This window comes from Paenibacillus silvae, assembly GCF_014639235.1.
GTDB lineage: Bacteria > Bacillota > Bacilli > Paenibacillales > Paenibacillaceae > Paenibacillus > Paenibacillus silvae.
The window spans coordinates 1-22162 of record NZ_BMFU01000012.1 but is presented as its reverse complement, the minus strand read 5'-3'; the positions used below and the strand labels follow the sequence as shown (position 1 = coordinate 22162).

The following is a 22162-nucleotide window of genomic DNA, read 5'->3' as shown; positions in this document are numbered from 1 at the left end:
ACTGTGTAAAATCTTAACTCAACTTATATAAAATGAAATATCTCAGTTTCACGTCTGCATTTATGTGGTCGGTCGTTCATTATATTTGGCGACACCGCCTGATTTCTCCAGTCGTTTGGAGAGGAAGCCAATAAAGATCGGCAGCAGAATCGCCGTTGTCACAACACTTGCTGCAATTTGCACCGTAGCGATCTCTGCAATGGGACCAAAGGAAGCGTTGGCAGCCACAATCGCCGCTGGAGTGCCTACCGCATTACCAGCCGTAGAGCCTTCGGATGCTCCGACAATCGGATTCCAGCCGATCGCTTTGAAGAGCAGGTATCCAATACCACCTGTCAGAAGCACGGTCAGCACCCCAAGCAGAATTCCGCCAAGTCCACCCTTGATAATGGAAGAGAAGTTAATCCCCATACCTAGTGCAAATGCAAAGAACGGAACGAGCTTGTCACTGCCTTTGTGCAGCCATTCAGCCAAATTGCGATCCAGATTACCAATAATGACACCAACGATCAGTGGAAGCAATACCGCAACAAAGGACATCGGAGAGAACATTCCGTTGGCAAAGCCCATTGCGCCGAAGATCGAGAGCGCTACCATCGTGAGAAACGGTCCGTCACTAAGTGCAAGGAACGGATAGGCTGCCTTGTCATCTTCTTTGCCGTATTGGCCTGCAAGTGCAATGTACAGACCACCGTTGGAATTCGTCATGGCCGCGATAATGGCAAGTGGGGCAAGACCCAGGAACAAGCCGCTCGAGTCGGCAAATAAAATTGCGATAAAACCAAGGCCTGCACCGATTGCCCATTTGAACGTAAGCAGGGTCAAGCCTTTGCCGACAGAGGAGCCGGCTGTTTTGAACGTAATTTGTGTACCCGCGATCAACAGGAATAGCGCAATGAGTGTGCTGGCGCTGTTGACAAAGAGTGCTTCTGTAAATCCGCCGATACGCAGGGCATTCGGGAAAAATGTATTGATTGTTGCACCAAGCAACAGGGGAACAACCATCATACCGCCAGGGATGCGATCAAGAGTAGCTTTAATGTTCATTGTCGTAGCTCCTTATGAAGTAATCGTTTTCTTGAAGCGCTTGCAGGGATTATGTTAACGCATGTTGTTTAATTTAGCAACAATAAATTATTGTAAATTTAAAATATATTTATAATTGTTTAAAAATGCAACACATTAGCTTGTGGATAATTCCAATCAAACGATCAAATAAAAGGACAACGAAAAATTGATATAACAGCTCGTAGAGATACCCTGAAAAAAGTCCATAAAAAAGACGTAAACTTAAAGTTAATCTTTAAGTTTACGCCATAATGTGGCCCGGTTAATCCCCAGGCGCTCAGCAGCTTTGGATTGATTGTTATTTTCCTCTTGCAGCACGAGCTGAATCACTTCTTTCTCAATCTCTTTCAGCGTGCCATTCAGCTTCATCGCACCTGCATTTACCGCAGACTGTTGGTGGAGCAGACGGGTTAAGGTTCCGCTTGTGATCACATAATCCGGCTCGTTAAGCGCGGCTTGCTTGATCAGATGTTTCAGCTGATTGACGTTCATATGTGCAGCCTCATTGCGGATCAGCTGAAGCGCATCCTCCTTGATTCGTACCGCTGTTGTGCCGTATTTATGATAATATCCGGTCAGAAAATGCTGCATCAAGGGCTCAAGATCCTCGGCACGGTCAGCAAGTCCTGGCATGATGAGGATGTTTAGCTCTAACTTGAGTGTCCAGTCTGGATCAGGCACGTTATCGCTCAGAATAAACAGACCGATGTTATTCTGTAGACACGACTGGATAAAGGTCAGCAGCTCGGGATCATTCATCCGTGACTCAATCTGATTCAGCTCTACCGTTTTTACCTTGGCTAGTGGAATTTTGTGCAAATGACCTGAAGGCACCTGAGAGAGATCGATCTGTAACAGAAGTCCGCCACCATAGTGCATCTGATGCATGTGTTTGACCAGAAAAGATTTACCCGAGTCGGCTTCACCCAACAAGTATATCGGTTCATGATGCGTATACAGCGCGCGAATATTCTTGACTATCGCCTGCATGGCAGGTGATTCGGCAACGATGGGTTCCATTGAGGAATCGGTAAAGGTGGTAATGCCGAATTGTGCAAAGGCATAGGGCTCTCCTTTTTCCAGCAGATACACCTTGTAACTCTTGTTATCCAGCGTTGTTTCGTAAGCCTGCACCGTTAATTGATAATCGTCTACCATGAATACGTTCTGAATTCTGGATTGGTGGAATTCCAGGCTTGTATTTATCAAATACAGGTGGTTTGCGGTGAGTGGATTGTGGTCAAAATCAGTCAGGTTCTCCAGCACCATTTCATTCTGTTCGCCCATGATGAGCAGGTTCGGGTGCTCTTGGGTAACGAGGTCATTCAGAATGACGGATACCGTCTGATTTTTGCTCAAATACCGGTATACCAGTTGTGCATCCTCCATGGCTCTGAGAATGGATTCCGTGCCGGACTGGATCAATAAACCTTCCAGACCGTAGGCCTTGGCCGTGTTCACCGTGATGACATCACCCACAATCTGCTGGTAACCGGACGCTTTCAGCTCCAGCAGCAGCCGGGCAACCTCCTCCGAGCTGTGGATCGTATACACCTTGAGCGGCAGATCCATCAGGTCGATAATAGACTGTGCACCCGATGTAATATTGGAAAAACCCACGATCGCGGTATGTCCGTTGAACTGACTTGCGAGTGTGAGGGAACGGATCATATCATAGCCGGACAGCTGCACATCAATGACCGGTACGGTCACCGCCTGTTTGATGAGCTGCGCGGTTCCGCCGCGGCTGATAATGATCTCGGCACCATTTTTTTCAGCCTGCACGGCCAGCTCCACACCCTTCGCCAGGTCGCCCACATCGGTTTGAACGACTAACTGAGGGTAGCGGGGAATACAGTCTTGTATAATAGGAATCATCGACTCGTAAGGAGCAATGAAGTGAACTCGTGTACGCATAGTTTTCCTGCCTTTTATGGATTCATTGATCCCCTTATTATAGCTAACTTGAAGAAGAAAGGCATCCTTGGAGCGATGTGATGAACTGCACTGAAGGGAGGGGAAATCTTTTTCAAAATTAAAGCATTCGGAAGGAGTGGGGACATATGGCGAATATTCATAAAGCAGCTGATCCTGATCAGATTATCGAGAGTGTGGTGGGGCGTTTTCCGTGCAGAGTGCTGTGGAGCGAAGGCCGCCCGTGTCTCGAGTATCAGCGGGAGGAGGATGTGGCATTGATCACCGAATATGTTCAGACGACATATGGGGTGCAGCTACTGGATGTATTTTTCACAGCGGTAGAGCGTTTGCCAGAGGAGATCTAGCCGGAGCTGGAGCTGTAGAGTGCATGGAAGAGTTATTTCTATTGGGAGAACGAGACAATGGTGGCGTGTAGTCGTATGAAAAATGAAACGTATGCCGTCCTATTCATGTATTATAGTATACATATGAACACACCCGAAGGAGGAACGAATGATGGGAATCTTATCGAGGTTTAGAGACGTGATGAAAGCAAACGTGAACCACATGCTTAGCCGGGCCGAGGACCCGGAGAAGACCGTGAATGAGTATATGCGCAGTCTGAGCAGTGACTTGGGACAGGTGAAGGCAGAGACGGCAGCGGTGCTGTCGGATGAAAACCGGGCAAAGCGGGCACTGGATGAGTGCCAGGCTGAGGTGAACAAGCTGCAGCGTTATGCGGAGAAATCCGCCGAGTCGGGTGATGTTGACAAGGCACGCAGTTTTCTGGAAAAAAAGGTAAAGCTGGCGGATAAACGCAACGAGCTTCAGACCGCTTACGACCGGGCATCGGCTAAAGCACAGATGATGAAACATATGAACGACAAGCTCGTTGCCGATCTGGAAAAGCTGGAAGCGAGACATGCCGAGCTGAAAGGTCGAATGGCAGATGCAAAGGCACAGCAGCAGTTAAATGAACGGAATGTGTCTGCGAGCCGTGCAGAATCCGCGTTTAAAGCGATGGAGGATCAAGCGAATCAGGCTCTGAATGAAGCGGAAGCATTGGCTGAGCTTCGTGCGGGCACGCAGGAGGACGATCTCGACGAACTTATTGCACAGCTGGAGCGGGATATGAACGCAGACGCGGGTAATAAGCAGAGTGAGCAACGGACTCCAAGCGCAGACGAGGAGCTGGCAGCGATTCAGGAGAAGCTTGGGAAATAGAGGGGAAGCCAGTACATTTGATTTAGACATGGAGGTGAGCAGATGCCGGTAGTAGAGTATAAATGTCCAAACTGTGGCAGCGGCATGATCTTTGACAGTGTATCCGGTGCATTGTCTTGTCCGAGCTGCGGAAGAGAGGACAATATTGAACAGCTCCCCGATCCGATGAAGCGACAGGTATTCACGGAGGATGAGGTGAAGGAATACCACTGCAACAGCTGCGGAGCAGATATTGTCACCGAACCGGAGACGAGTGCAACGACATGCAGTTTCTGCGGTGCGGCGGTCGTTCTGAGTGATCGACTGACGGGCAAGCTGGCCCCGGCGATGGTGATACCTTTTTCCATCAACAAGGAGCAAGCGAAACAGGCATTCAAAAAATGGTGCAAAAACGGTCTGCTGACGCCAGGAGGTTTCATGACCGCTGATCGAATCCAGAGCATTACCGGCATCTATGTACCGTTCTGGCTGTATGATTTACATAACCGAATTGAAGTCCATGCTCAGGGGACCAAGGTCAGGTCCTATACGCAGGGTGACTACCATTATACAGAGACGCAGCATTTTGATATTTATCGTAAAATTCGGTTGGAGTATGTGAATCTGCCTATAGATGCGTCCGAGAAAATGAATGATGAGCTGATGGATAAGCTGGAGCCGTTTCCATACAGGGAGCTGAAATTGTTCAAAACCCCGTATCTGGCGGGATACATCGCGGAAAAATACAGTTATACCGAAGACGAGCTGCTTCCCCGAGCCAAGGATAAAACCAGATCTTATATTGACTCATACATTGCGTCTACCGTCTCGGGATACACCAGTGTGAGCTATACGGATAAACAGATTGATACAACGATGAAAAATGCAGATTACGTGCTGCTGCCGGTATGGATGGTGAACTATAATTACAATCGGAAACAGTATACCTTTGCGATGAATGGACAAACGGGTAAAGTGGTGGGCAAACCACCGATCAGCAAAGCCAAAGTAGCAGGATGGTTCACAGGTGTTTCTGCGGTGTCGTTAATATCGCTGAAGCTGGTGTCCTGGATGATGGGAGGCGGATTCCTGTGATTAAAAAAAGGCCCCTGACTGCCCTGGCTGCGCTTATTGTCCTTATAGTGACCCTGTTCGCTCCGATCTTGCCGATGTCATCGGCTTCCGCAGCGGAGAACAAAAATCTCATCTATGATGAGGCCAACCTGCTTAGCGAGCAGGACCGTAATGAATTGAATGCACTGGCGAATCAGTATTCGGCAGAGCGGCAGACAGACTTGATCATTTATACGACCAACAACGAGGAACAGAAAAGTGATAAGCTGCTGACCGAGGAATTTTATGATGATCAGGCACCGGGATATGACAAGCCGCACGGCAACACGGTGATTTTGACACTGGATATGTATCATCGGAAAATGTACGTAGCGGGTTTCTATAAGGGTGAGGAGTACGTTGATAATAGTCGGGCAGATAAAATTACAGCTAAAATTGCCCCGGAGTTGACAGATGGTAATTATCGCATGGCTTTTGAGAAGTTTCTGAACCTGTCTTATGAATATCTGGATCTCAAGCCTGGGGTGAATCCAGATAATATTCTTTTTAAAACATGGTTTCAAGTGGCTGCATCTTTGGCTGTTGGTGGCATTGTTGTGGGAGTGATGATGTATCGCTCCGGCGGACGTGTGACGGTGAACCGTTCAACCTACGAGGATTCGGAGAATTCTCATGTGATAGATCATCAGGACCGTTATATTCGCACAACCGTCACGAAGACCAAAATCAAGAAAAATAATAATAACAGTGGAGGCGGCGGTGGAGGTAAAACCGCGGGTGGACATTCACACAGCGGCAGCAGCCGGTCTTTCTAAATAGAAGGGATGGGATCGAGTATGGGATTTTTCAGAAATCAGTTTTCCAACGTGGTGGAGTGGGAAGAATTCAGAGATGACATGATCTTCTGGAAGTGGAGCAATCGCGAGATCAAGAAAGGCAGTAAGCTGATTATTCGCGCAGGGCAAGATGCGATCTTTCTGAATAACGGCAAGGTGGAAGGGATTTTTGAAGACGAAGGTTCCTTTAATATTGATTCAGAGATTATTCCGTTTCTGTCAACGCTGAAGGGCTTCAAGTTTGGATTTAACAGTGGGATGCGTGTTGAAGTTCTGTTTGTAAACACAAAAGAGTTCACCGTACGTTGGGGCACGCAAAGTCCGGTGCTGATTCCGACACCGCAGCTTCCGGGCGGTATGCCGATTCGGGCGAACGGGACGTTTAACTTCAAGGTGAGCGACTATGTGACGCTGATTGATAAGGTTGCGGGCATTAAGCAGAGCTATCTGGTGGAGGATGTCAAAATCCGCATCACATCGGTGCTGGATCAGCTGCTGATGAAGTGGATTAGCCGTGAGGGTAAAGATATGTTTAATCTACAAGCAAATGCTTCGGATATTGCACGCGGTATTCAGGAAGACTTGGATATGCAGATGATGGATATCGGGATTGGCATTACCGGCTTCCAGGTGATGAGCTTCAATTATCCGCAGGAGATTCAGGATATGATCACCAAAACAGCCTCGCATGAAATGATCGGCAATCTGCAGAAGTATCAGCAGGTGAGCATGACGGATGGCATCTCATCCGGTAAAGTGCAGGGCGGCGGCGCAGCCTCGGATATGGCGGGCATGATGATGGGCATGAACATGGCGAATGAAATGATGAAAAACATGAACCAGAACAACCAAAGCTCGAATAATCAAAACCAAGGTCAAAACCAAAATAATCCTAATCAAGGTCAACAACAAAATAACAATGCGAGTGCGTCTCAGGCTTCCAATGGTGATGGCAAGAAGCCAAACTTCTGCCCGAACTGTGGCGCTAAAAATGAAGGAGCTAATTTCTGTCCGAACTGCGGACAAAAGCTGGCCTAGAGATAGGAGTACACCGATGATCAGGCTTTAGTTATATAATTGAACTAAAGAAACTTCATTAAGCCGATCAACTGTACATGATTGTTAAAGAGCGCTGTCGTCGCTGTATTGAGGCAAGAATTCCAGCCTTGGCAGACTGCTCAAGTCGATGATGAAAAGCTAACGATTCCTACGGAGCTTAATTGCTCTGAATCGGGGACAGTTGAAATCTAACGATCTCCAGAAAGCTTAATTCATTTAAAATCCTGAAAAATGAGCCTGATTAGTCTCATTTCAGCAAAATAGCGTCTCTGGGGATCGTTAGAATGTTCCAAAGCCCGAATATGCCGAAATAAGGTCTCTCCTGATCGTTAGCGCTCGCAGTAGAGGGTGACAGTACTGGCAGAGTTGTACTAACCACGGGCGATATTTGACTAACGCCCTGGATTGATGAGCATATCGGAGCAGGTTGTGCACATTCCTTAGTTCAACGTATCTAGTATTGGATTTGATATTAGGACGTGTCTTGAAACCTACTGGAGTGCATCTTTTACTGCCTTTTCGCCCCCTGCTGCGTCAAACGGATCGAGAGCAATTCCGAATGTAGAAAGGGTTATATGATGAAGGGGTTAGTTCACAGGAGTTGTTATAACTGTGGGCTAACCCTTTTTGCTTTGAACCTATAATGAAGCGAGATGCTCGAGCGAGGGTAAAGCACTTTTTTACAAAAAACAAAGTGTTGACATTCGTTCTGATATCATTTATCTTTATATTAAGATATTTAATTTGAATACAACAAAGAATAGTGACAGCAACCGCAAGGCAAGAATATACTCAAATAAATATCTTTAATCCATGTACAGGAGGAGAGGTCCAGATGATGATTCCAACATTGACGCGAATTAATGAGCTCGCGCGAAAAGCGAAAGCGGGTGGGTTGACGGAGATGGAGCAGGCAGAGCAGACTCGCCTTCGGCAGGAATATCTGCAGACCTTCCGTGGTTCGGTCAACGACATTTTGCTGAATGCGACCATCTATGATCCAAACGGCGATGACGTGACTCCAGATAAATTGAAACAAGAGCAGGCTTCCAGACAGAATCCATAGAGGAACTGCTCGGAAGATAAATACTAGTGCGGATGAGGCATTATCTCTGCACTAGTTCTACAGATCATATATCTTAATTTAAAGATAATAATATAAATAACTTATAAAATTGCGATATCAACGCATATACAATCCAAGGAGGAAATAATCATGAACATTCAAACAACAGGTATCCACCACATTACGGCTTTTGCCGGAGATCCACAGGCCAATGTTGACTTCTACGCAGGAGTTCTGGGACTTCGTCTCGTGAAAAAAACAATAAACTTTGATGCACCGGATGTATACCACCTGTACTTTGGAGATGAACACGGCAGCCCTGGAACAATCATCACCTTTTTCCCGGCAGCAGGGTCACCTCGAGGTCAGATCGGCGGCGGGCAGGTTGGCATCACTTCCTATGTCATCCCACCAGGCTCAATGAACTTCTGGCAAAATCGTCTGGAAGGTTTTAATATCGAAGTAACCAGTACCCAGCGCTTCGATGAAACGCTGCTGCAATTTGAAGATAGCGAAGGTTTGCGTCTGGAGCTGGTTGAACGGGAAGAGGGCGCAGCCAATACGTGGGTGCAGGAAGGCATCCCGGCTGAACATGCGATTAAAGGTTTCGGCGGAGCTGTACTGTTCAGTGTGAACCCGCAGCGAACCATGGATGCACTCGAGCGCATTCTCGGATTTGTGAAAGTAGGCGAAAATGAAGAGTTTGCCCGCTTCCGTTCCATCGGTGATATCGGAAATATTGTGGATGTACCCGTTACCCGTGTGCCGCTGGGTATGGGCGGTGCAGGAACTGTGCACCATATCGCATGGCGCGCGGTGGATGATGCACAGCATGCACAGTGGAGCGAGGCTGTGCGTGACTACGGATATCAGCCAACCCCGGTGCGAGATCGTCAGTATTTCAACGCGATTTATTTCAGAGAAGCAGGGGGGATACTGTTTGAGATCGCAACCGATCCTCCGGGCTTTGCAAGAGATGAACCGGCTGAAGCGCTGGGACAGAAACTGATGCTGCCGGAATGGTTCGAGCAATACCGTACTCAGATTGAGGATAATCTGCAGCCGATCCAGGTCAGAACACTCACACCTGCAACAGCTGTGACGGAGTAAAAAGGTAAATAAGATGTGCCCGGAGCACGTTCTCTGGGCACATCATGAATTTTAACCCAAAGGAGCATTGAGGGATGATGGAGAAAAAGGTCACCTGGCTGGAGCTGTTCTATGATTTGCTTTTCGTCGCGGCAGTCTCCAAAGCTGGCCATGTACTGCTGCATGCCGAGCATGGCGTAATACCATTTGAATATCTATTGAAATTCGTGCTGATCTTCATCCCGGTATGGTGGGCATGGGTGGGGCAGACCTTGTTTATTAACCGCTATGGTCAGGATATTCTGAGCCACCGGATTTTCCTCATCCTTCAACTGCTGTCCGTGCTGGTGATGACGGCGAGTCTGTCCACTCATTTTGACGAACACTATCTGGCCTTCTTTGTTGGATATATCGGTTCCAGAGCGTTTACCGCGATTCAGTATCTGACCATCCATAAGTCGAAAAGCAAGCATCAGCAGCAGGCTGCCCGTTTTCTGGGCCTCTCGTTTATCATTGGCATCGTGATCTCATCCGGCTCCCTGTTCTTTGATTCATGGGTGCGTTATGTGATCCTGTACGCGGGAATTGCTGTAGATATTATTTTACCGCTGCTTGGTCGTAAAAACCTGGTCAAAGTGCCTGTGCAGACACATCATCTGCTGGAACGTTTTGCTCTGTTTACCCTGATCCTGCTGGGAGAGTCCGTGGTCAGTATTATCGCGGTATTGTCAGCGGATCATTGGGATCTGCCGTCTATTCTGTTTACCGTCTTCACATCGTTGTTTGTCATTGCTATGTGGTGGCAGTACTTTGATAACGTGGAGAAAAAGGTGAGCAAAGAGATGCAGACAGCCGGGCAGGCCATTATCTACGGTCATCTGTTTATCTACATCTCGATGAGTATGATTGCCGCGTCCATTCAACTGCTGTACTTGAATCAACTGAACTATGAGTTTATGCTTGCGTTTGTATTTGGCTCGGTGCTGCTGTATTTCCTGTCAACGACGCTTGTGTTCCATCGCTACAGACACCCGCATCTTCGCCTGGGTCCACGTCATATGGTAATTATGCTGGGATTGTTAGCTGTCTTTGTGGTGGTGGATCTGATCTACCGTGTTCCCGGATATGTCATCATGGGTGAGGATATGCTGTTTTTCCTGGTGTATGCGAAGCTGACGACCTGACCTGTGCTTATATAAAATAAGAGAGCCGTGAACAGAACCTGTTCGCGGCTTTAGTATTTGTTATATGAACATAAATATTTCTCATATATTTTCATACCTGCAATCTGTTAATATGAGACTATGTACAAGTAAGTCTGCCATATTCACGAATTTCGTTATTATACAGATATGGGGATGACAATCAGGAGGGAAATCTTTGAGTACAAATCGAATTGGTGTTCCATTGGAAGGGTTTGCAGAGTTTAGCAGAACGGTAGCTGCAGAAGGAGCTGTTTTGCTTAAAAATGAAGGACAGGTTCTTCCACTCGGACGTTCCGAAAACGTTTCAGTTTTTGGCCGAATTCAAGTGAATTATTATCGCAGCGGCACAGGGTCAGGCGGCAGTGTGCACGTCGCGTACACAACGAATCTGCTGGACGGACTGCGCAGCAAACAGAACATCACAGTTAACGAAGAATTAGCGGCCATTTATGAGAAATGGATCGAGGAAAACCCATTTGATGATGGCGGGAAGGTTTGGGCAGCCGAGCCGTGGAACCAGAAGGAAATGCCGCTCACAGATGAGCTGGTGGCACAGGCCAGAAGACAATCGAGCAAAGCGATCGTGGTGATTGGACGCACCGCAGGGGAAGACCAGGATAACGCAGATGCACCCGGAAGTTATCGTCTGACCGACGATGAGAAGGCGATGCTGAAGCATGTGACGAACCATTTTGAACATACGATTGTGGTTCTTAACGTCTCGAATATTATGGATATGAGCTGGCTGAACGAAACGGTTCTGCATCCGATTCAAGGTGTAATCTACTCCTGGCACGGGGGCATGGAAGGCGGTAACGCCATTGCGGACGTATTGGTGGGAGACGTGACGCCAAGCGGTAAATTGACGGATACGATTGCTTATTCTATTGAAGATTACCCGTCCACAAGCAACTACGGCAATGAGTTCAAGAACCTGTATCAGGAAGATATTTATGTAGGTTATCGTTTTTTCGAAACGTTTCGACCTGAAAAAGTACAATTTGAGTTCGGTTATGGTCTGTCTTACACGACATTTGCGACTCAAACCGAGGAAGCTCGAACGGTTACCGAGAACGGGGAGACGTTGATCGAGGTTCGGGTGAATGTGACCAACTCAGGCACGACTTATGCGGGTAAAGAAGTGGTTCAGGTGTATTATGAAGCACCGCAGGGAGAACTGGGACAACCGGTGAAGGCGCTCGCGGCTTTTGGCAAAACAGGACTGCTGCAGCCCGGCGACTCCGAGCTGTTAACGATCCGCTTCCCTGTTTATCGCATGGCTTCCTATGATGATGCGGGTGTGACGGGATATGCTTCTGCCTATGTGCTTGAAGCGGGAACATATCGTCTGCACGTGGGTACGAGTGTGAAGCAGACCAGTCATGTTGGCATCGATGGCCAGGAGGGTTATGTTGTAGACAGCGTTCAACTGGTAGAGCAATTGCAGGAAGCGATGGCACCAACGGAAGACTTTACACGGTTGAAACCGGGCGCACGCAAGCCAGATGGAACCTACGAGCTGACTTATGCAGCTGTACCAAAACGCAGCGTGTCCATCGCGGATCGCATCGCACAAAACCTGCCGCAGACGCTGGAGCAGACGGGCAATCAGGGCTATAAGCTGAGCGATGTGAAGGAGGGTAAAGTGAGTCTGGAGGCTTTTGTAGCTCAGCTGAGCGATCAGGATCTGGCAGCGCTGGTGCGCGGGGAAGGTATGAGCAGTCCGCTGGTTACTTCGGGAACCGCCTCGGCTTTTGGCGGCGTAAGCGACAGTCTGTTTGGTTATGGCATTCCAGTGGCGTGTACGGCAGACGGGCCATCCGGTATCCGTATGGATAGCGGCGAGAAGGCGACACAAGTCTCCATCGGTACACTGCTGGCGGCAACGTGGAACGCAGATTTGGTGGAAGAGCTTTATGTGATGGAAGGACAAGAGCTGCTGCGCAATCAAGTGGATACCCTGCTCGGGCCTGGACTTAACATTCGCCGCAGCCCGCTGAACGGTCGCAACTTCGAATATTTCTCGGAAGATCCGCTCATCTCGGGTGTATTTGCCGCGGCATGTACGAAAGGCATTATGAAAGGCGGCTCCAACGCCACACTGAAGCACTTCGCCTGCAACAACCAGGAGAAACACCGCAGCAAGGTCGATGCGGTTGTGTCCGAGCGTGCCCTGCGTGAAATCTACCTGAAAGGGTTCGAGATTGCAGTCAAAGAGGGTGGAGCGAACTCCATCATGACCTCTTACAATCCGATCAACGGACACTGGGCCGCGTCCAACTATGATCTGAATACCACCATCCTGCGCGGAGAATGGAATTTCGACGGCATTGTGATGACCGACTGGTGGGCCATTATGAACGATGTAGTAGAAGGCGGAGAAGCGGATCGCAAGTTCACGAACTGGATGGTTCGCGCACAGAACGACCTTTATATGGTCGTGCCAAACTATGGTGCAGAGATCAACGGCTGGGATGACAACACGATGGAATCATTGGAAAATGGAACCCTGACCCGCGGTGAGCTGCAGCGCTCCGCGATCAACATCTGCAAATTCATCATGAATGCGCCGGTGTCCTCACGCAAACATGAAATTGTAGAGAACGTGACTTCCTTCCAGGCCAATGCGTCTCTGTCCGCTTCGGACGCTCAAGTGCTGGCTGAGAATGCACAGGTGAAACCTGAGGTAACAGGGCCTGTGTATATGAAAGTGGAGGATGCAGGCCAATATCGGATCATTGTGCAGATCATGTCTCCAGAGCCTGAGCTGGCACAAAGCGCATGTAATGTGCTGCTGAACGGTCAGCTGGCAACAACGATTCAAACGAATGGTACCGAAGGGAAATGGATCAGACAAAAGCTGGTGAAAGTACAGCTGGAAGCCGGACTGTATGAGCTGAAGCTCGACTTTACCAAACCGGGCTTGCAGATCGACTGGATTGAGTTTAAACAGGTCTGATATAGATGTGTTTAATCTCTCCTTGAGGTCGGGCTGACCAAAGTGGCCTTCGTTCTTACTTAATCAGGCTGGTTTAATAACAGAAGACACTGCTTGCGGTGTCCTTTTGTTGTAACCGGAGAAGCGTGCTGTTATGATCAAGGTACGGGATCGTGGAGAAATCGAACAATGGGGTCAGGGGTGTGGTAATCAATGAAAAGATACAATTATTTAAGTCCAATTCTGCTAATTGTTGTGGCGTTGATCGTTCGGGGGCTGGTCACGAATGTGTGCATGCTGTTTGGACTGTCTCAAGAAGTATCCAGCAATATAGCTATGCTTGCGATGATTATTGTGGCTTTGATTATGTTTAACCGAATGACAAAAGCCCGGCGTAACAAGTAGATGTGCGTGAATTAATATGTGATGTGCTGAGATGGCTGGAAATATGAAAGCCCTTTAATTAAACAAGGTGTAAAACACGTATACTTGAAACAGATGATCAAGACGGAGCAGAGATTTTTTCTGCCTCGTCTTTTTTTATTTTCCACAGGATTGCTTTTTTACTGTTAGAAGGGAGACATATCGTTTATTAAATGACATTCAGAGATCGCGCTACAGGTATTGACGGGAGTTACCTAACGTTTTAGACTGATGGTATATTTTAATAACAAAACAGATAACAAAAATAACAAATTTAAAATCAAAATCTGCAAAAGGAATGAAGCATGTAAAAGTGTAGAATTTGACCACACGTATCAACGATGAATGACTGTATTCATGATTCCATCTCATCAGGAGGCCCGCTTATGAAGATTGAAGCTGATAAACAATATGTTTTTCGGGAAGGTCAGCCGTTTCAGAGCAGTCATGGTTCTACGATAGCGGTTCTGCCAACGGGTGTTGTTATTGTGGCGTGGTTTGCAGGGCTGCATGAGAAGTCGAGTGACACGGCCATCTGGATGGCAATACAGGAGCAAGGTGGTTCGTGGTCAACACCGCACAAAGTAGCGGATGAGGAAGGCGTTGCGCATTGGAACCCGGTGCTGTATGCACAAGGCAGTTCACTGGTACTCTTTTACAAGGTAGGGCACGAAATTACACATTGGCACACTCGCTTCATACGCTCGGAGGATGGCGGGCAGACGTGGACTGCTGCTCGTGAGCTGGTATCGGGTGATATGGGCGGTCGTGGTCCGGTGCGTAATCATCCTGTGCAACTGGCGAGTGGAACGATACTGGCGCCAGCTTCTATAGAACGCTTGGACCCGGAGATGCCGGGCAAACAGGTGTGGGAAGCCTTTGTTGATATTTCAATGGATGAGGGCAGGACATGGACCAAAAGCGCATCTGTGCCGATGAATTTATCTGTTTATGTAGGAGCCGGGCATTGGTTTGCCAAAGGTCTGATTCAGCCTGCCCTGTGGTCTGCTTCGGATGCTGAACACGTACATATGCTGCTTCGCAGCACCGAGGGATGGATTTACCGCAGTGACTCGGCGGATGGCGGGCGCACGTGGTGTGAAGCTTACCCGACAGAGCTGCCAAACAACAACAGCGGAATCGATGTCACTCGGCTGGAGAGTGGATTGCTTGCGCTTGTTTACAATCCAATTAGCGGATATTCAACAGAGAGCCCCCGGACCCCGCTGGTAGTTGCTTTTTCGAATGATAATGGTGAGACCTGGGGGCATGAATGGGTGCTGGAGGATGAACCCGGAGAGTATTCTTATCCTTCCATCGGTTTTCAAGGGCAAAGTCTGTACATTACGTATACGTGGAAAAGAGACCGGGTTGCGTTCTGGAAACTGAACGTTCAATCATCGGAATAAGGAAGGACCGCAGAGACGCTGAGCAGGCGTTTATTCGGTCCTTTATGGCGTGGTTTGCTGGATGTTCTATGTCGATCAGCGTGAGGAGGTGTCTCTATGAAGAAGCAGTCTAAAAGACAGCCCATTTTAGAAGTCATTGCTACAGACACAGCAGATGCCCGAGCGGCAGAGCAGGGCGGGGCCGATCGTATTGAGCTTGTAGCGGCAATGACCAAAGACGGGCTTACACCCAGCTATGGTGTGATAGAACAGGTTGTAGCGAGCGTTTCGATTCCCGTGTATGTAATGATTCGCCCTCATAGCCGCTCGTTCTGCTATAGCCCGGACGATATGTGCGTGATGATACAAGATGTACGTGTGGCAAGAGCACTGGGAGCGGCGGGTGTTGTGATTGGGGCACTGACGGCAGAGGGAGAGATGGATCTTCCATCTATACAATCTTGTCTGTCCGAAGCCAACGGACTAGGGGTTACGATCCATCGCGCTATGGATGCAAGCTCAAACTTGCTGGCAGCACTGAGGGACCTGGGACGTATCCGTGATGCGAGTGAGAGAAATGTTGTGGAACGGGTGCTTACATCGGGAGGAAAGTCAGCGGTATCCGAAGGTCTGCCTGAGCTGAAGCGGCTTCAGGAGCTGGGACAGGCGCTGAACATCGCTGTTATGGCGGGATCGGGTGTGACCATTGAAGGCATATCAGACCTCGTGAGTGCAACCGGTATTACAGAAATTCATATGGGATCAGGCGTGCGCCAAGGAGGCAGCTTTCAGCAGCCTGTTGACACACAGCTTGTTACCGAGGCCAAAGCACGGCTAATACGTGCCGTGCAGCAGTTGGAGTCGTACTAGCAGAAAGCGATGAGGGTTGCGAGGTGTAGTAGGTTATCGAGAAAGTGCAGTGACATCAATCGAGATCAGAACCACGTGAAACACGTAACGTAAATTGTAAAGCGAACAGAAGCAAAAACGACAGAACGACAGCAGCCAAGGAAGAACGATGGATTAAACATGGGATCATCAATGTAGGTATAGACAACTTCTAGTAAAGCAAGGCACATGCACACAAAGGAGTGAGAGTCCATGAGCTCAACGAAATCACCAGCCGATTGGATTAAAATGGCGGCACAGGTCACCCCATCAGAAAGGCAGTTAAGATGGCAGGAGATGGAGTTCTATGCGTTTATTCATTTTACCGTGAACACCTTTACAGATCGGGAGTGGGGCACAGGGGAGGAAGACCCGGCAATCTTTAACCCTTCCGAGCTAAGTGCGGAGCAGTGGGTGACGTCCTGCAGGGCAGCAGGCATGAAGGGACTGATTCTGACGTGCAAGCATCATGACGGGTTCTGTCTGTGGCCGAGCCGTTATACAGACCATACCGTTGCTGCGAGTCCCTGGAAAGAGGGCAAGGGTGATCTGGTGCGGGAGGTTGCGGATGCCTGCCGTGAAGCTGGCTTGAAATTTGGAGTATATCTCTCTCCCTGGGATCGCCATGAAGCTTCATACGGGGATTCGGAGCGGTATAATGCATTCTTTCTATCACAGCTGCGCGAGCTGCTTACGAATTATGGCGACATTTTCTGTGTGTGGTTCGATGGGGCATGTGGTGAAGGTCCGAACGGGAAAAGACAGGTCTATGATTGGGACGCATATTACGCGCTCATCCGTGAACTTCAGCCGGAGGCTGTCATTTCAGTGTGCGGCCCGGATGTCCGCTGGTGCGGTAATGAAGCGGGACATACGCGGGAATCAGAATGGAGCGTTGTACCTGCGCATATGCAGGATAATGAGAAGATTCAGGAGCAATCGCAGCAGGTGGATGATGGTGAGTTTGCCAAAAGAATTAATACACAGGACAGTGATCTGGGCAGCAGGGGTATTATCCGTAATTATGCAGACAGGCTGGTGTGGTATCCGGCCGAGGTGAATACCTCGATTCGCCCAGGCTGGTTCTATCATGCCCATGAGGATGATCAGGTCAAAACACTGGAAGAGCTGCTCTCCGTATATCACGGTGCCGTAGGTGGCAATGCCTGTTTTCTGCTGAATCTGCCGCCAGATCGGCGTGGATTGATTCATGAAAATGATGTCGGGCGGCTGCGCGAGATGGGCTCAGTGCTGCGTGCAACGTTTAGCGAGAATTTGGCTGCAGGTGCGCAGGCAGCGGCTTCGGAGACGATGGACGACGCGCATGGAGCATCAATGATACTGCATTCAGGTGAACAGAGAGAGGTCTATTGGTGTCCGCCCGAAGGGACGGAGCAGGCCTGGATTGAATTGCTTTTGCCGGAAGAACGGACATTCGACCGTGTAATGCTGATGGAGCATATCCAATCAGGGCAGCGGATTGAGCGATTTACGCTGGAGGTGTGCGAAGGGGAGGGTCTGTGGCGGGATATTTACGCTGGAACAGTCGTGGGGTATAAGCGTATCTGTTGTTTTCCCAAAGTGACAGCTCGCCGCGTCAGGCTAACCATTCAGGAGTCCAGGTGGTATCCAACATTATCGACATTCAGCCTACATAACAGTAAGCGGGAGGGCGTGTAGGATGGCAGTGCTGACATATCAGGGATCACAATTCATGCTGGATGGCAAACCGATTCAGCTTCTGTCGGGTGCCATTCATTATTTCCGGGTTGTGCCGGAATATTGGGAAGATCGGCTGTTGAAGCTGAAGGCCTGCGGATTTAACACGGTGGAGACGTATGTGCCGTGGAATATACATGAGCCGCAGCCGGGAGTGTATTGTTTTGAAGGTATGGCCGATGTGGAGCGGTTTATTCAGCTGGCAGGAGCATTAGGCCTGCATGTGATCATTCGACCCAGTCCATATATCTGTGCGGAGTGGGAGTTTGGCGGCCTGCCATCTTGGCTGCTGGCAGATGACAACCTTCGGCTGCGCTGTACTGATCCGACCTTTCTGGCGCATGTGGATCGGTACTATGATGTGCTTTTGCCCAGATTAAAACCGTTTCTGAGCACTCATGGCGGGCCCGTTATTGCCATGCAGATTGAGAATGAATATGGCAGCTTTGGCAATGATGCGAGTTATCTGAGCTATTTGCGGGATGGCATGGTACAGCGTGGGATCGATGTGCTGCTCTTTACCTCGGATGGACCAACTGATCATATGTTACAGGCCGGTTCGGTGCTTGGGCACTTGGCAACCGTTAATTTTGGCTCAGGTTCGGAATGGGCTTTTGCCAAGCTGCGTGAATACCAGGGAGAGGAACCGCTAATGTGTATGGAATTCTGGAATGGCTGGTTTGATCACTGGGGCGAATCTCATCATACCCGGGAATCTACAGATGTAGCTCAGGTGCTGGAGGAAATGCTTGAAGCTGGCGCGTCGGTGAATTTTTATATGTTCCATGGCGGTACAAACTTCGGATTTTATAATGGCGCCAACTGTCAGCAGAAGCATCAGTATGAACCGACCATCACAAGTTACGACTACGATTCGCTGCTTGGTGAGTCAGGTGAGCCGACAGCCAAATTTTACGCGGTGCAGGACGTTATTTCACGATATCGTCGTTCGAAAGAACAGACTAATGGATCTAAATCGGAAAATAATGGATCTAAAGATGAAGATATGGCCTTGCCAGAACCCATGAAAACATCTGCCTATGGCAGAGTGGAGATGACGCAAAGGGCAGCGTTGTTCGAGCAGCTGGCTGCGCTGGCTGTACCGATGCAGCGTACCAATCCCGAGCCGATGGAGAAGCTGGGGCAGGATTATGGTTTTATCAGCTACCAGACACGCATATCCGGGCCAAGAGAGCGGCAGGAACTGGTTCTTCAGGAAGTGCGAGATCGTGCATTGGTGTATGTGGATGGGCAGCTGTTAGGTGTTCTTGAACGTGGGACCGGGGGAGCGACCGTATCATTTGAAGTCCAGCCGCAGGGTGCAGACCTTTGCATTCTGGTTGAAAATATGGGGCGAATCAACTACGGTCCGTACCTGAGAGACCCGAAGGGCATCACGGAAGGGGTACGGCATGGATTTCAGTTTTTATATGACTGGACCATTCACTGTCTGCCGATGCGTGACCTTTCAGGTCTGAAATTTACGGAGCAGCAGCACGGCATGACGGAAGATGCAGCAGACACACCATTTTTTTATAAAGGCAGCCTTCATATTCAGGACACAAGTGATGTAAAGGATACATTTCTGCGTCTGGATGGCTGGACGAAGGGTGTTGCGTATGTAAACGGATTCAATCTGGGGCGCTACTGGAGCATAGGACCGCAGCAGACGTTGTATGTACCTGCGCCGCTTCTTCGTCAAGGAGAGAATGAAATTATAGTATTTGAACTTCATGGAACAGCCGATGCAGCTGTAATGTTCGCAGATAAGCCGGATTTGGGATAGAAAAGGAAAATCGTTGAGCCATGCGATTATTGGCAATTGCTCTGTGTGCTGGAAAACGGTATACGTTGGGTATGGACACCCATCACAGGAGAGGGAGAGGATGAGCAAGATGAAAGTTGGACTTAGCACGTACAGTTTACAGCAAGCTTTGGATCGTAAGGAGCTGAGTGTGCCGGATGCCATTCGCTGGATTGCCGAGCAGGGTGGTCAACATGTGGAGATCGTGCCGATGGGCTTCAGTCTAATTGACAATCCAGAGCTAATTGAAGAGATCAAAACGGCTGCGCAAGAGGTGGGCATTGAACTCTCCAATTATGCGGTTGGAGCAAACTTTGCTGTTCAGGAAAGTGCCGAGGCGGTGGAGCAGGAGATTCAGAGCGTTATGCGTCATGTGGACGTGGCGGCGGCTCTGGGGGTGAAGCTGATGCGGCATGATGTTGCTTTCCGGCCTGCAGCCGAAGGAACAGTAGCTCAGTTTGAAGCAGACCTGCCCGTACTGGTCAAAGCATGCCAGCGCATTGCCGATTACGCGGCGGGTTTTGGAATTACGACGAGCGTGGAGAACCACGGATATTATGTACAGTCGAGCGAGCGCATCCAGCGTCTGCTGCATGAGACGGGGCGGGATAATTTCAAAACGACGCTGGACATCGGCAATTTCCTCTGTGTCGATGAAGATCCGGTGAGTGCGGTGAAAAACAACATCCCTTATGCGTCCATCGTGCACGCCAAAGACTTCTACTGGCGACCTTCTACCCGCAATCCTGGTGAGGGCTGGTTCCAGACATCCCACGGCAATTATTTGCGCGGAGCCATCGTGGGTCATGGCGATATCAACATGCCTGAGGTATTCCGCGTGCTGAAGCAATCCGGGTATGACGGTTACATCTCGATCGAATTTGAAGGTATGGAACACTGTCAGACCGCTTCGCGGATCGCCATGGACAACGTGCGTCGTTTGTGGGAAGAGGTGTGATCTGAGGTAACATCGGGCTTGACTTGTCTTATATATATAGCTCTGCGGAGCTGAGCATTATAAATTCATTTTTTCCAATGGAGGGATAGTGAAATGTCCAAATTAAAAGTCGCCGTTATCGGTGCCGGTTCTATATCGGATTGTCACCTGCAAGCCTATGCCAGCAACCCGGAAGTAGAGATTTATGCGATCTGTGACTTGAATGGAACTCGTGCTGCCGATGTAGCGAAGCAATATGGTGCATCCCATGTGTTTACGGACTATAGAGACCTGCTTGCCCTTCCGGAAATCCATTCCGTCAGTATCTGCACATGGAATGATTCACACGCCGAGATTAGCATTGCCGCTCTGGATGCAGGAAAAAACGTGCTGTGCGAGAAACCGCTCTGCCAGACCGTTGAGGATGCGTTGGAGGTTGAAAAGGCTGTGCGCCGCAGCGGAAAGCTGCTTCAAGTTGGCTTTGTTCGCCGCTATAGTGACAATGCTCAGATTTTGAAAAAGTTCATCGACGAAGGCGAGCTGGGTGAAATCTATTATGCCAAAGCCTCCAGCCTGCGCCGACTTGGCAATCCGGGGGGGTGGTTCTCAGATAAGAGCCGCTCCGGGGGCGGCCCTTTAATTGATATCGGCGTACACGTCATTGACATCTGCTGGTACCTGATGGGCAGGCCGAAGGTGAAGTCCGTCTCTGCCAACGTCTCCAATCGGCTGGGCAATCGTGCCAATATTCGTAACCTGTCGTTCTATAAGGCCGCAGACTATGATGCGGAGCAGAACAACGTGGAGGATATGGCCAATGCATTAATTCGTTTTGAAAATGGAGCAAGCCTGCTGGTCGATGTCAGCTTTACCCTGCATGCCAAGGCGGATGAAACCTCCGTCAAGCTGTATGGCGACAAAGGCGGCGCCGAACTGGAGCCGGAAATCTCGATCATTGGCGAGAAGTTCAACACCATTCTGAATATGACACCACAGGTGGACTTTAAGTCCTTTGACTTTATGGGCTCGTTCCGCAACGAAATTAACCATTTTATCGACAGCACGCAGGGTCGCAAAGAAACCCTCAGCCCCGTAGAGGACGGCGTAGAGGTAATGAAAATGCTGTGCGCCATCTATGAATCCGCACACGAGGGACGGGAAATTTCGTTATAGATTACACAAAACGGAGTGCCCCAGTGTAAATCTGTTTTTGAGCCCCCTAACCGGAGGGACAGATAACCCGACGTACTCAAGTTACCCAAACGACAAGGTAAACCCGTCTGTGCCGTTGTAAAAGCATCCATTTACACGTGAAACGGAGAGTGCAGAACCAATCTGGAGAAGCGAAGCGTGTGCCTTTATCCCCGGATTTCCCCATCAGGGAAATAGTTCAAAGAAATCCGGGGATAACAGCGATCGGAAGATGGCACTGCAATCGGAGTGACCGAGTGTAAATCTGCATTAGGCGAACGTTAAGGTTTTTGATCCCACCTAAACGGAGGGAACAGATAACCCGACGTACCCAAGTTACCCAAACGACAAGGTAAA

General features: G+C 49.2%; 18 protein-coding genes. 16 read left to right on the top strand and 2 right to left on the bottom strand.

The features are described 5' to 3' along the window. Positions 1-60: 60 nt before the first annotated feature. Together IEW26_RS25195 and IEW26_RS25190 are read right to left on the bottom strand one after the other, a co-directional pair. Entirely contained in the window at positions 61-1047 is a 987-nt protein-coding gene (locus IEW26_RS25195; RefSeq protein WP_188594376.1) for a 2-keto-3-deoxygluconate permease, read from the bottom strand. Between the two features lie 249 nt (positions 1048-1296). Next, a complete protein-coding gene (locus IEW26_RS25190; protein ID WP_188594375.1) occupies positions 1297-2985 on the bottom strand; it encodes a PrpR N-terminal domain-containing protein in 1689 nt (562 codons plus the stop codon). Between the two features lie 146 nt (positions 2986-3131). Between IEW26_RS25190 and IEW26_RS25185 the strand changes: the two genes are divergently transcribed. From IEW26_RS25185 to IEW26_RS25110, 16 genes are all read left to right on the top strand, one after another. Beyond that, positions 3132-3350: a hypothetical protein gene (locus tag IEW26_RS25185; protein ID WP_188594374.1), complete on the top strand. Its 219-nt coding sequence runs from the start codon at positions 3132-3134 to the stop codon at positions 3348-3350. A gap of 151 nt (positions 3351-3501) precedes the next feature. After that, on the top strand, positions 3502-4209 hold the full coding sequence (locus IEW26_RS25180; protein WP_188594373.1) for a PspA/IM30 family protein: 708 nt from the start codon (positions 3502-3504) through the stop codon (positions 4207-4209). Between the two features lie 42 nt (positions 4210-4251). Further along, on the top strand, positions 4252-5283 hold the full coding sequence (locus tag IEW26_RS25175; protein WP_188594372.1) for a TFIIB-type zinc ribbon-containing protein: 1032 nt from the start codon (positions 4252-4254) through the stop codon (positions 5281-5283). Next, positions 5280-6077 carry a TPM domain-containing protein gene (locus IEW26_RS25170; RefSeq protein ID WP_229730027.1) on the top strand — a complete coding sequence of 266 codons (798 nt, stop codon included), beginning with the start codon at positions 5280-5282 and terminating at the stop codon, positions 6075-6077. The genes IEW26_RS25175 and IEW26_RS25170 overlap by 4 nt, the downstream gene beginning before the upstream one ends. Before the next feature lie 21 nt (positions 6078-6098). Then, positions 6099-7136 carry an SPFH domain-containing protein gene (locus IEW26_RS25165; RefSeq protein ID WP_145405794.1) on the top strand — a complete coding sequence of 346 codons (1038 nt, stop codon included), beginning with the start codon at positions 6099-6101 and terminating at the stop codon, positions 7134-7136. An 859-nt stretch (positions 7137-7995) separates the two neighbouring features. Beyond that, positions 7996-8223, top strand: a complete 228-nt coding sequence (locus IEW26_RS25160; protein ID WP_090924289.1) for a DUF896 domain-containing protein — start codon at positions 7996-7998, stop codon at positions 8221-8223. 150 nt (positions 8224-8373) lie between these two features. Continuing rightward, on the top strand, positions 8374-9333 hold the full coding sequence (locus IEW26_RS25155) for a ring-cleaving dioxygenase (protein WP_188594370.1): 960 nt from the start codon (positions 8374-8376) through the stop codon (positions 9331-9333). 74 nt (positions 9334-9407) lie between these two features. Beyond that, positions 9408-10496: a low temperature requirement protein A gene (locus tag IEW26_RS25150; protein ID WP_145405792.1), complete on the top strand. Its 1089-nt coding sequence runs from the start codon at positions 9408-9410 to the stop codon at positions 10494-10496. A gap of 196 nt (positions 10497-10692) precedes the next feature. Next, positions 10693-13476, top strand: a complete 2784-nt coding sequence (locus IEW26_RS25145) for a glycoside hydrolase family 3 C-terminal domain-containing protein (protein WP_188594369.1) — start codon at positions 10693-10695, stop codon at positions 13474-13476. A 192-nt stretch (positions 13477-13668) separates the two neighbouring features. Next, entirely contained in the window at positions 13669-13860 is a 192-nt protein-coding gene (locus IEW26_RS25140) for a hypothetical protein (protein WP_090924244.1), read from the top strand. A 404-nt stretch (positions 13861-14264) separates the two neighbouring features. Then, positions 14265-15287: a sialidase family protein gene (locus IEW26_RS25135; protein WP_188594368.1), complete on the top strand. Its 1023-nt coding sequence runs from the start codon at positions 14265-14267 to the stop codon at positions 15285-15287. 96 nt (positions 15288-15383) lie between these two features. After that, the gene (locus tag IEW26_RS25130) at positions 15384-16136 is read left to right on the top strand and encodes a copper homeostasis protein CutC (RefSeq protein ID WP_188594367.1); all 753 of its coding nucleotides are present in this window, start codon (positions 15384-15386) and stop codon (positions 16134-16136) included. A 231-nt stretch (positions 16137-16367) separates the two neighbouring features. Then, on the top strand, positions 16368-17834 hold the full coding sequence (locus tag IEW26_RS25125) for an alpha-L-fucosidase (RefSeq protein ID WP_188594366.1): 1467 nt from the start codon (positions 16368-16370) through the stop codon (positions 17832-17834). Position 17835: 1 nt separating this feature from the next. Further along, positions 17836-19659, top strand: coding sequence for a glycoside hydrolase family 35 protein (locus IEW26_RS25120; RefSeq protein ID WP_188594365.1), 1824 nt, complete (start codon positions 17836-17838; stop codon positions 19657-19659). A gap of 109 nt (positions 19660-19768) precedes the next feature. Further along, positions 19769-20635 carry a sugar phosphate isomerase/epimerase family protein gene (locus tag IEW26_RS25115; protein ID WP_188594444.1) on the top strand — a complete coding sequence of 289 codons (867 nt, stop codon included), beginning with the start codon at positions 19769-19771 and terminating at the stop codon, positions 20633-20635. A 93-nt stretch (positions 20636-20728) separates the two neighbouring features. Further along, positions 20729-21787: a Gfo/Idh/MocA family protein gene (locus tag IEW26_RS25110; RefSeq protein ID WP_188594364.1), complete on the top strand. Its 1059-nt coding sequence runs from the start codon at positions 20729-20731 to the stop codon at positions 21785-21787. The last annotated feature ends 375 nt before the right edge of the window (positions 21788-22162 follow it).

Bases quoted from the DNA above. Each gene is read 5' to 3' on its own strand.
- IEW26_RS25190 (WP_188594375.1), bottom strand. From the start codon at position 2,985: ATGCGTACACGAGTTCACTTCATTGCTCCTTACGAGTCGATGATTCCT.
- IEW26_RS25180 (WP_188594373.1), top strand. From the start codon at position 3,502: ATGGGAATCTTATCGAGGTTTAGAGACGTGATGAAAGCAAACGTGAAC.
- IEW26_RS25140 (WP_090924244.1), top strand. From the start codon at position 13,669: ATGAAAAGATACAATTATTTAAGTCCAATTCTGCTAATTGTTGTGGCG.
- IEW26_RS25135 (WP_188594368.1), top strand. From the start codon at position 14,265: ATGAAGATTGAAGCTGATAAACAATATGTTTTTCGGGAAGGTCAGCCG.
- IEW26_RS25150 (WP_145405792.1), top strand. From the start codon at position 9,408: ATGATGGAGAAAAAGGTCACCTGGCTGGAGCTGTTCTATGATTTGCTT.
- IEW26_RS25155 (WP_188594370.1), top strand. From the start codon at position 8,374: ATGAACATTCAAACAACAGGTATCCACCACATTACGGCTTTTGCCGGA.
- IEW26_RS25115 (WP_188594444.1), top strand. From the start codon at position 19,769: ATGAAAGTTGGACTTAGCACGTACAGTTTACAGCAAGCTTTGGATCGT.
- IEW26_RS25195 (WP_188594376.1), bottom strand. From the start codon at position 1,047: ATGAACATTAAAGCTACTCTTGATCGCATCCCTGGCGGTATGATGGTT.
- IEW26_RS25130 (WP_188594367.1), top strand. From the start codon at position 15,384: ATGAAGAAGCAGTCTAAAAGACAGCCCATTTTAGAAGTCATTGCTACA.
- IEW26_RS25165 (WP_145405794.1), top strand. From the start codon at position 6,099: ATGGGATTTTTCAGAAATCAGTTTTCCAACGTGGTGGAGTGGGAAGAA.
- IEW26_RS25185 (WP_188594374.1), top strand. From the start codon at position 3,132: ATGGCGAATATTCATAAAGCAGCTGATCCTGATCAGATTATCGAGAGT.
- IEW26_RS25110 (WP_188594364.1), top strand. From the start codon at position 20,729: ATGTCCAAATTAAAAGTCGCCGTTATCGGTGCCGGTTCTATATCGGAT.
- IEW26_RS25120 (WP_188594365.1), top strand. From the start codon at position 17,836: ATGGCAGTGCTGACATATCAGGGATCACAATTCATGCTGGATGGCAAA.
- IEW26_RS25160 (WP_090924289.1), top strand. From the start codon at position 7,996: ATGATTCCAACATTGACGCGAATTAATGAGCTCGCGCGAAAAGCGAAA.
- IEW26_RS25125 (WP_188594366.1), top strand. From the start codon at position 16,368: ATGAGCTCAACGAAATCACCAGCCGATTGGATTAAAATGGCGGCACAG.
- IEW26_RS25175 (WP_188594372.1), top strand. From the start codon at position 4,252: ATGCCGGTAGTAGAGTATAAATGTCCAAACTGTGGCAGCGGCATGATC.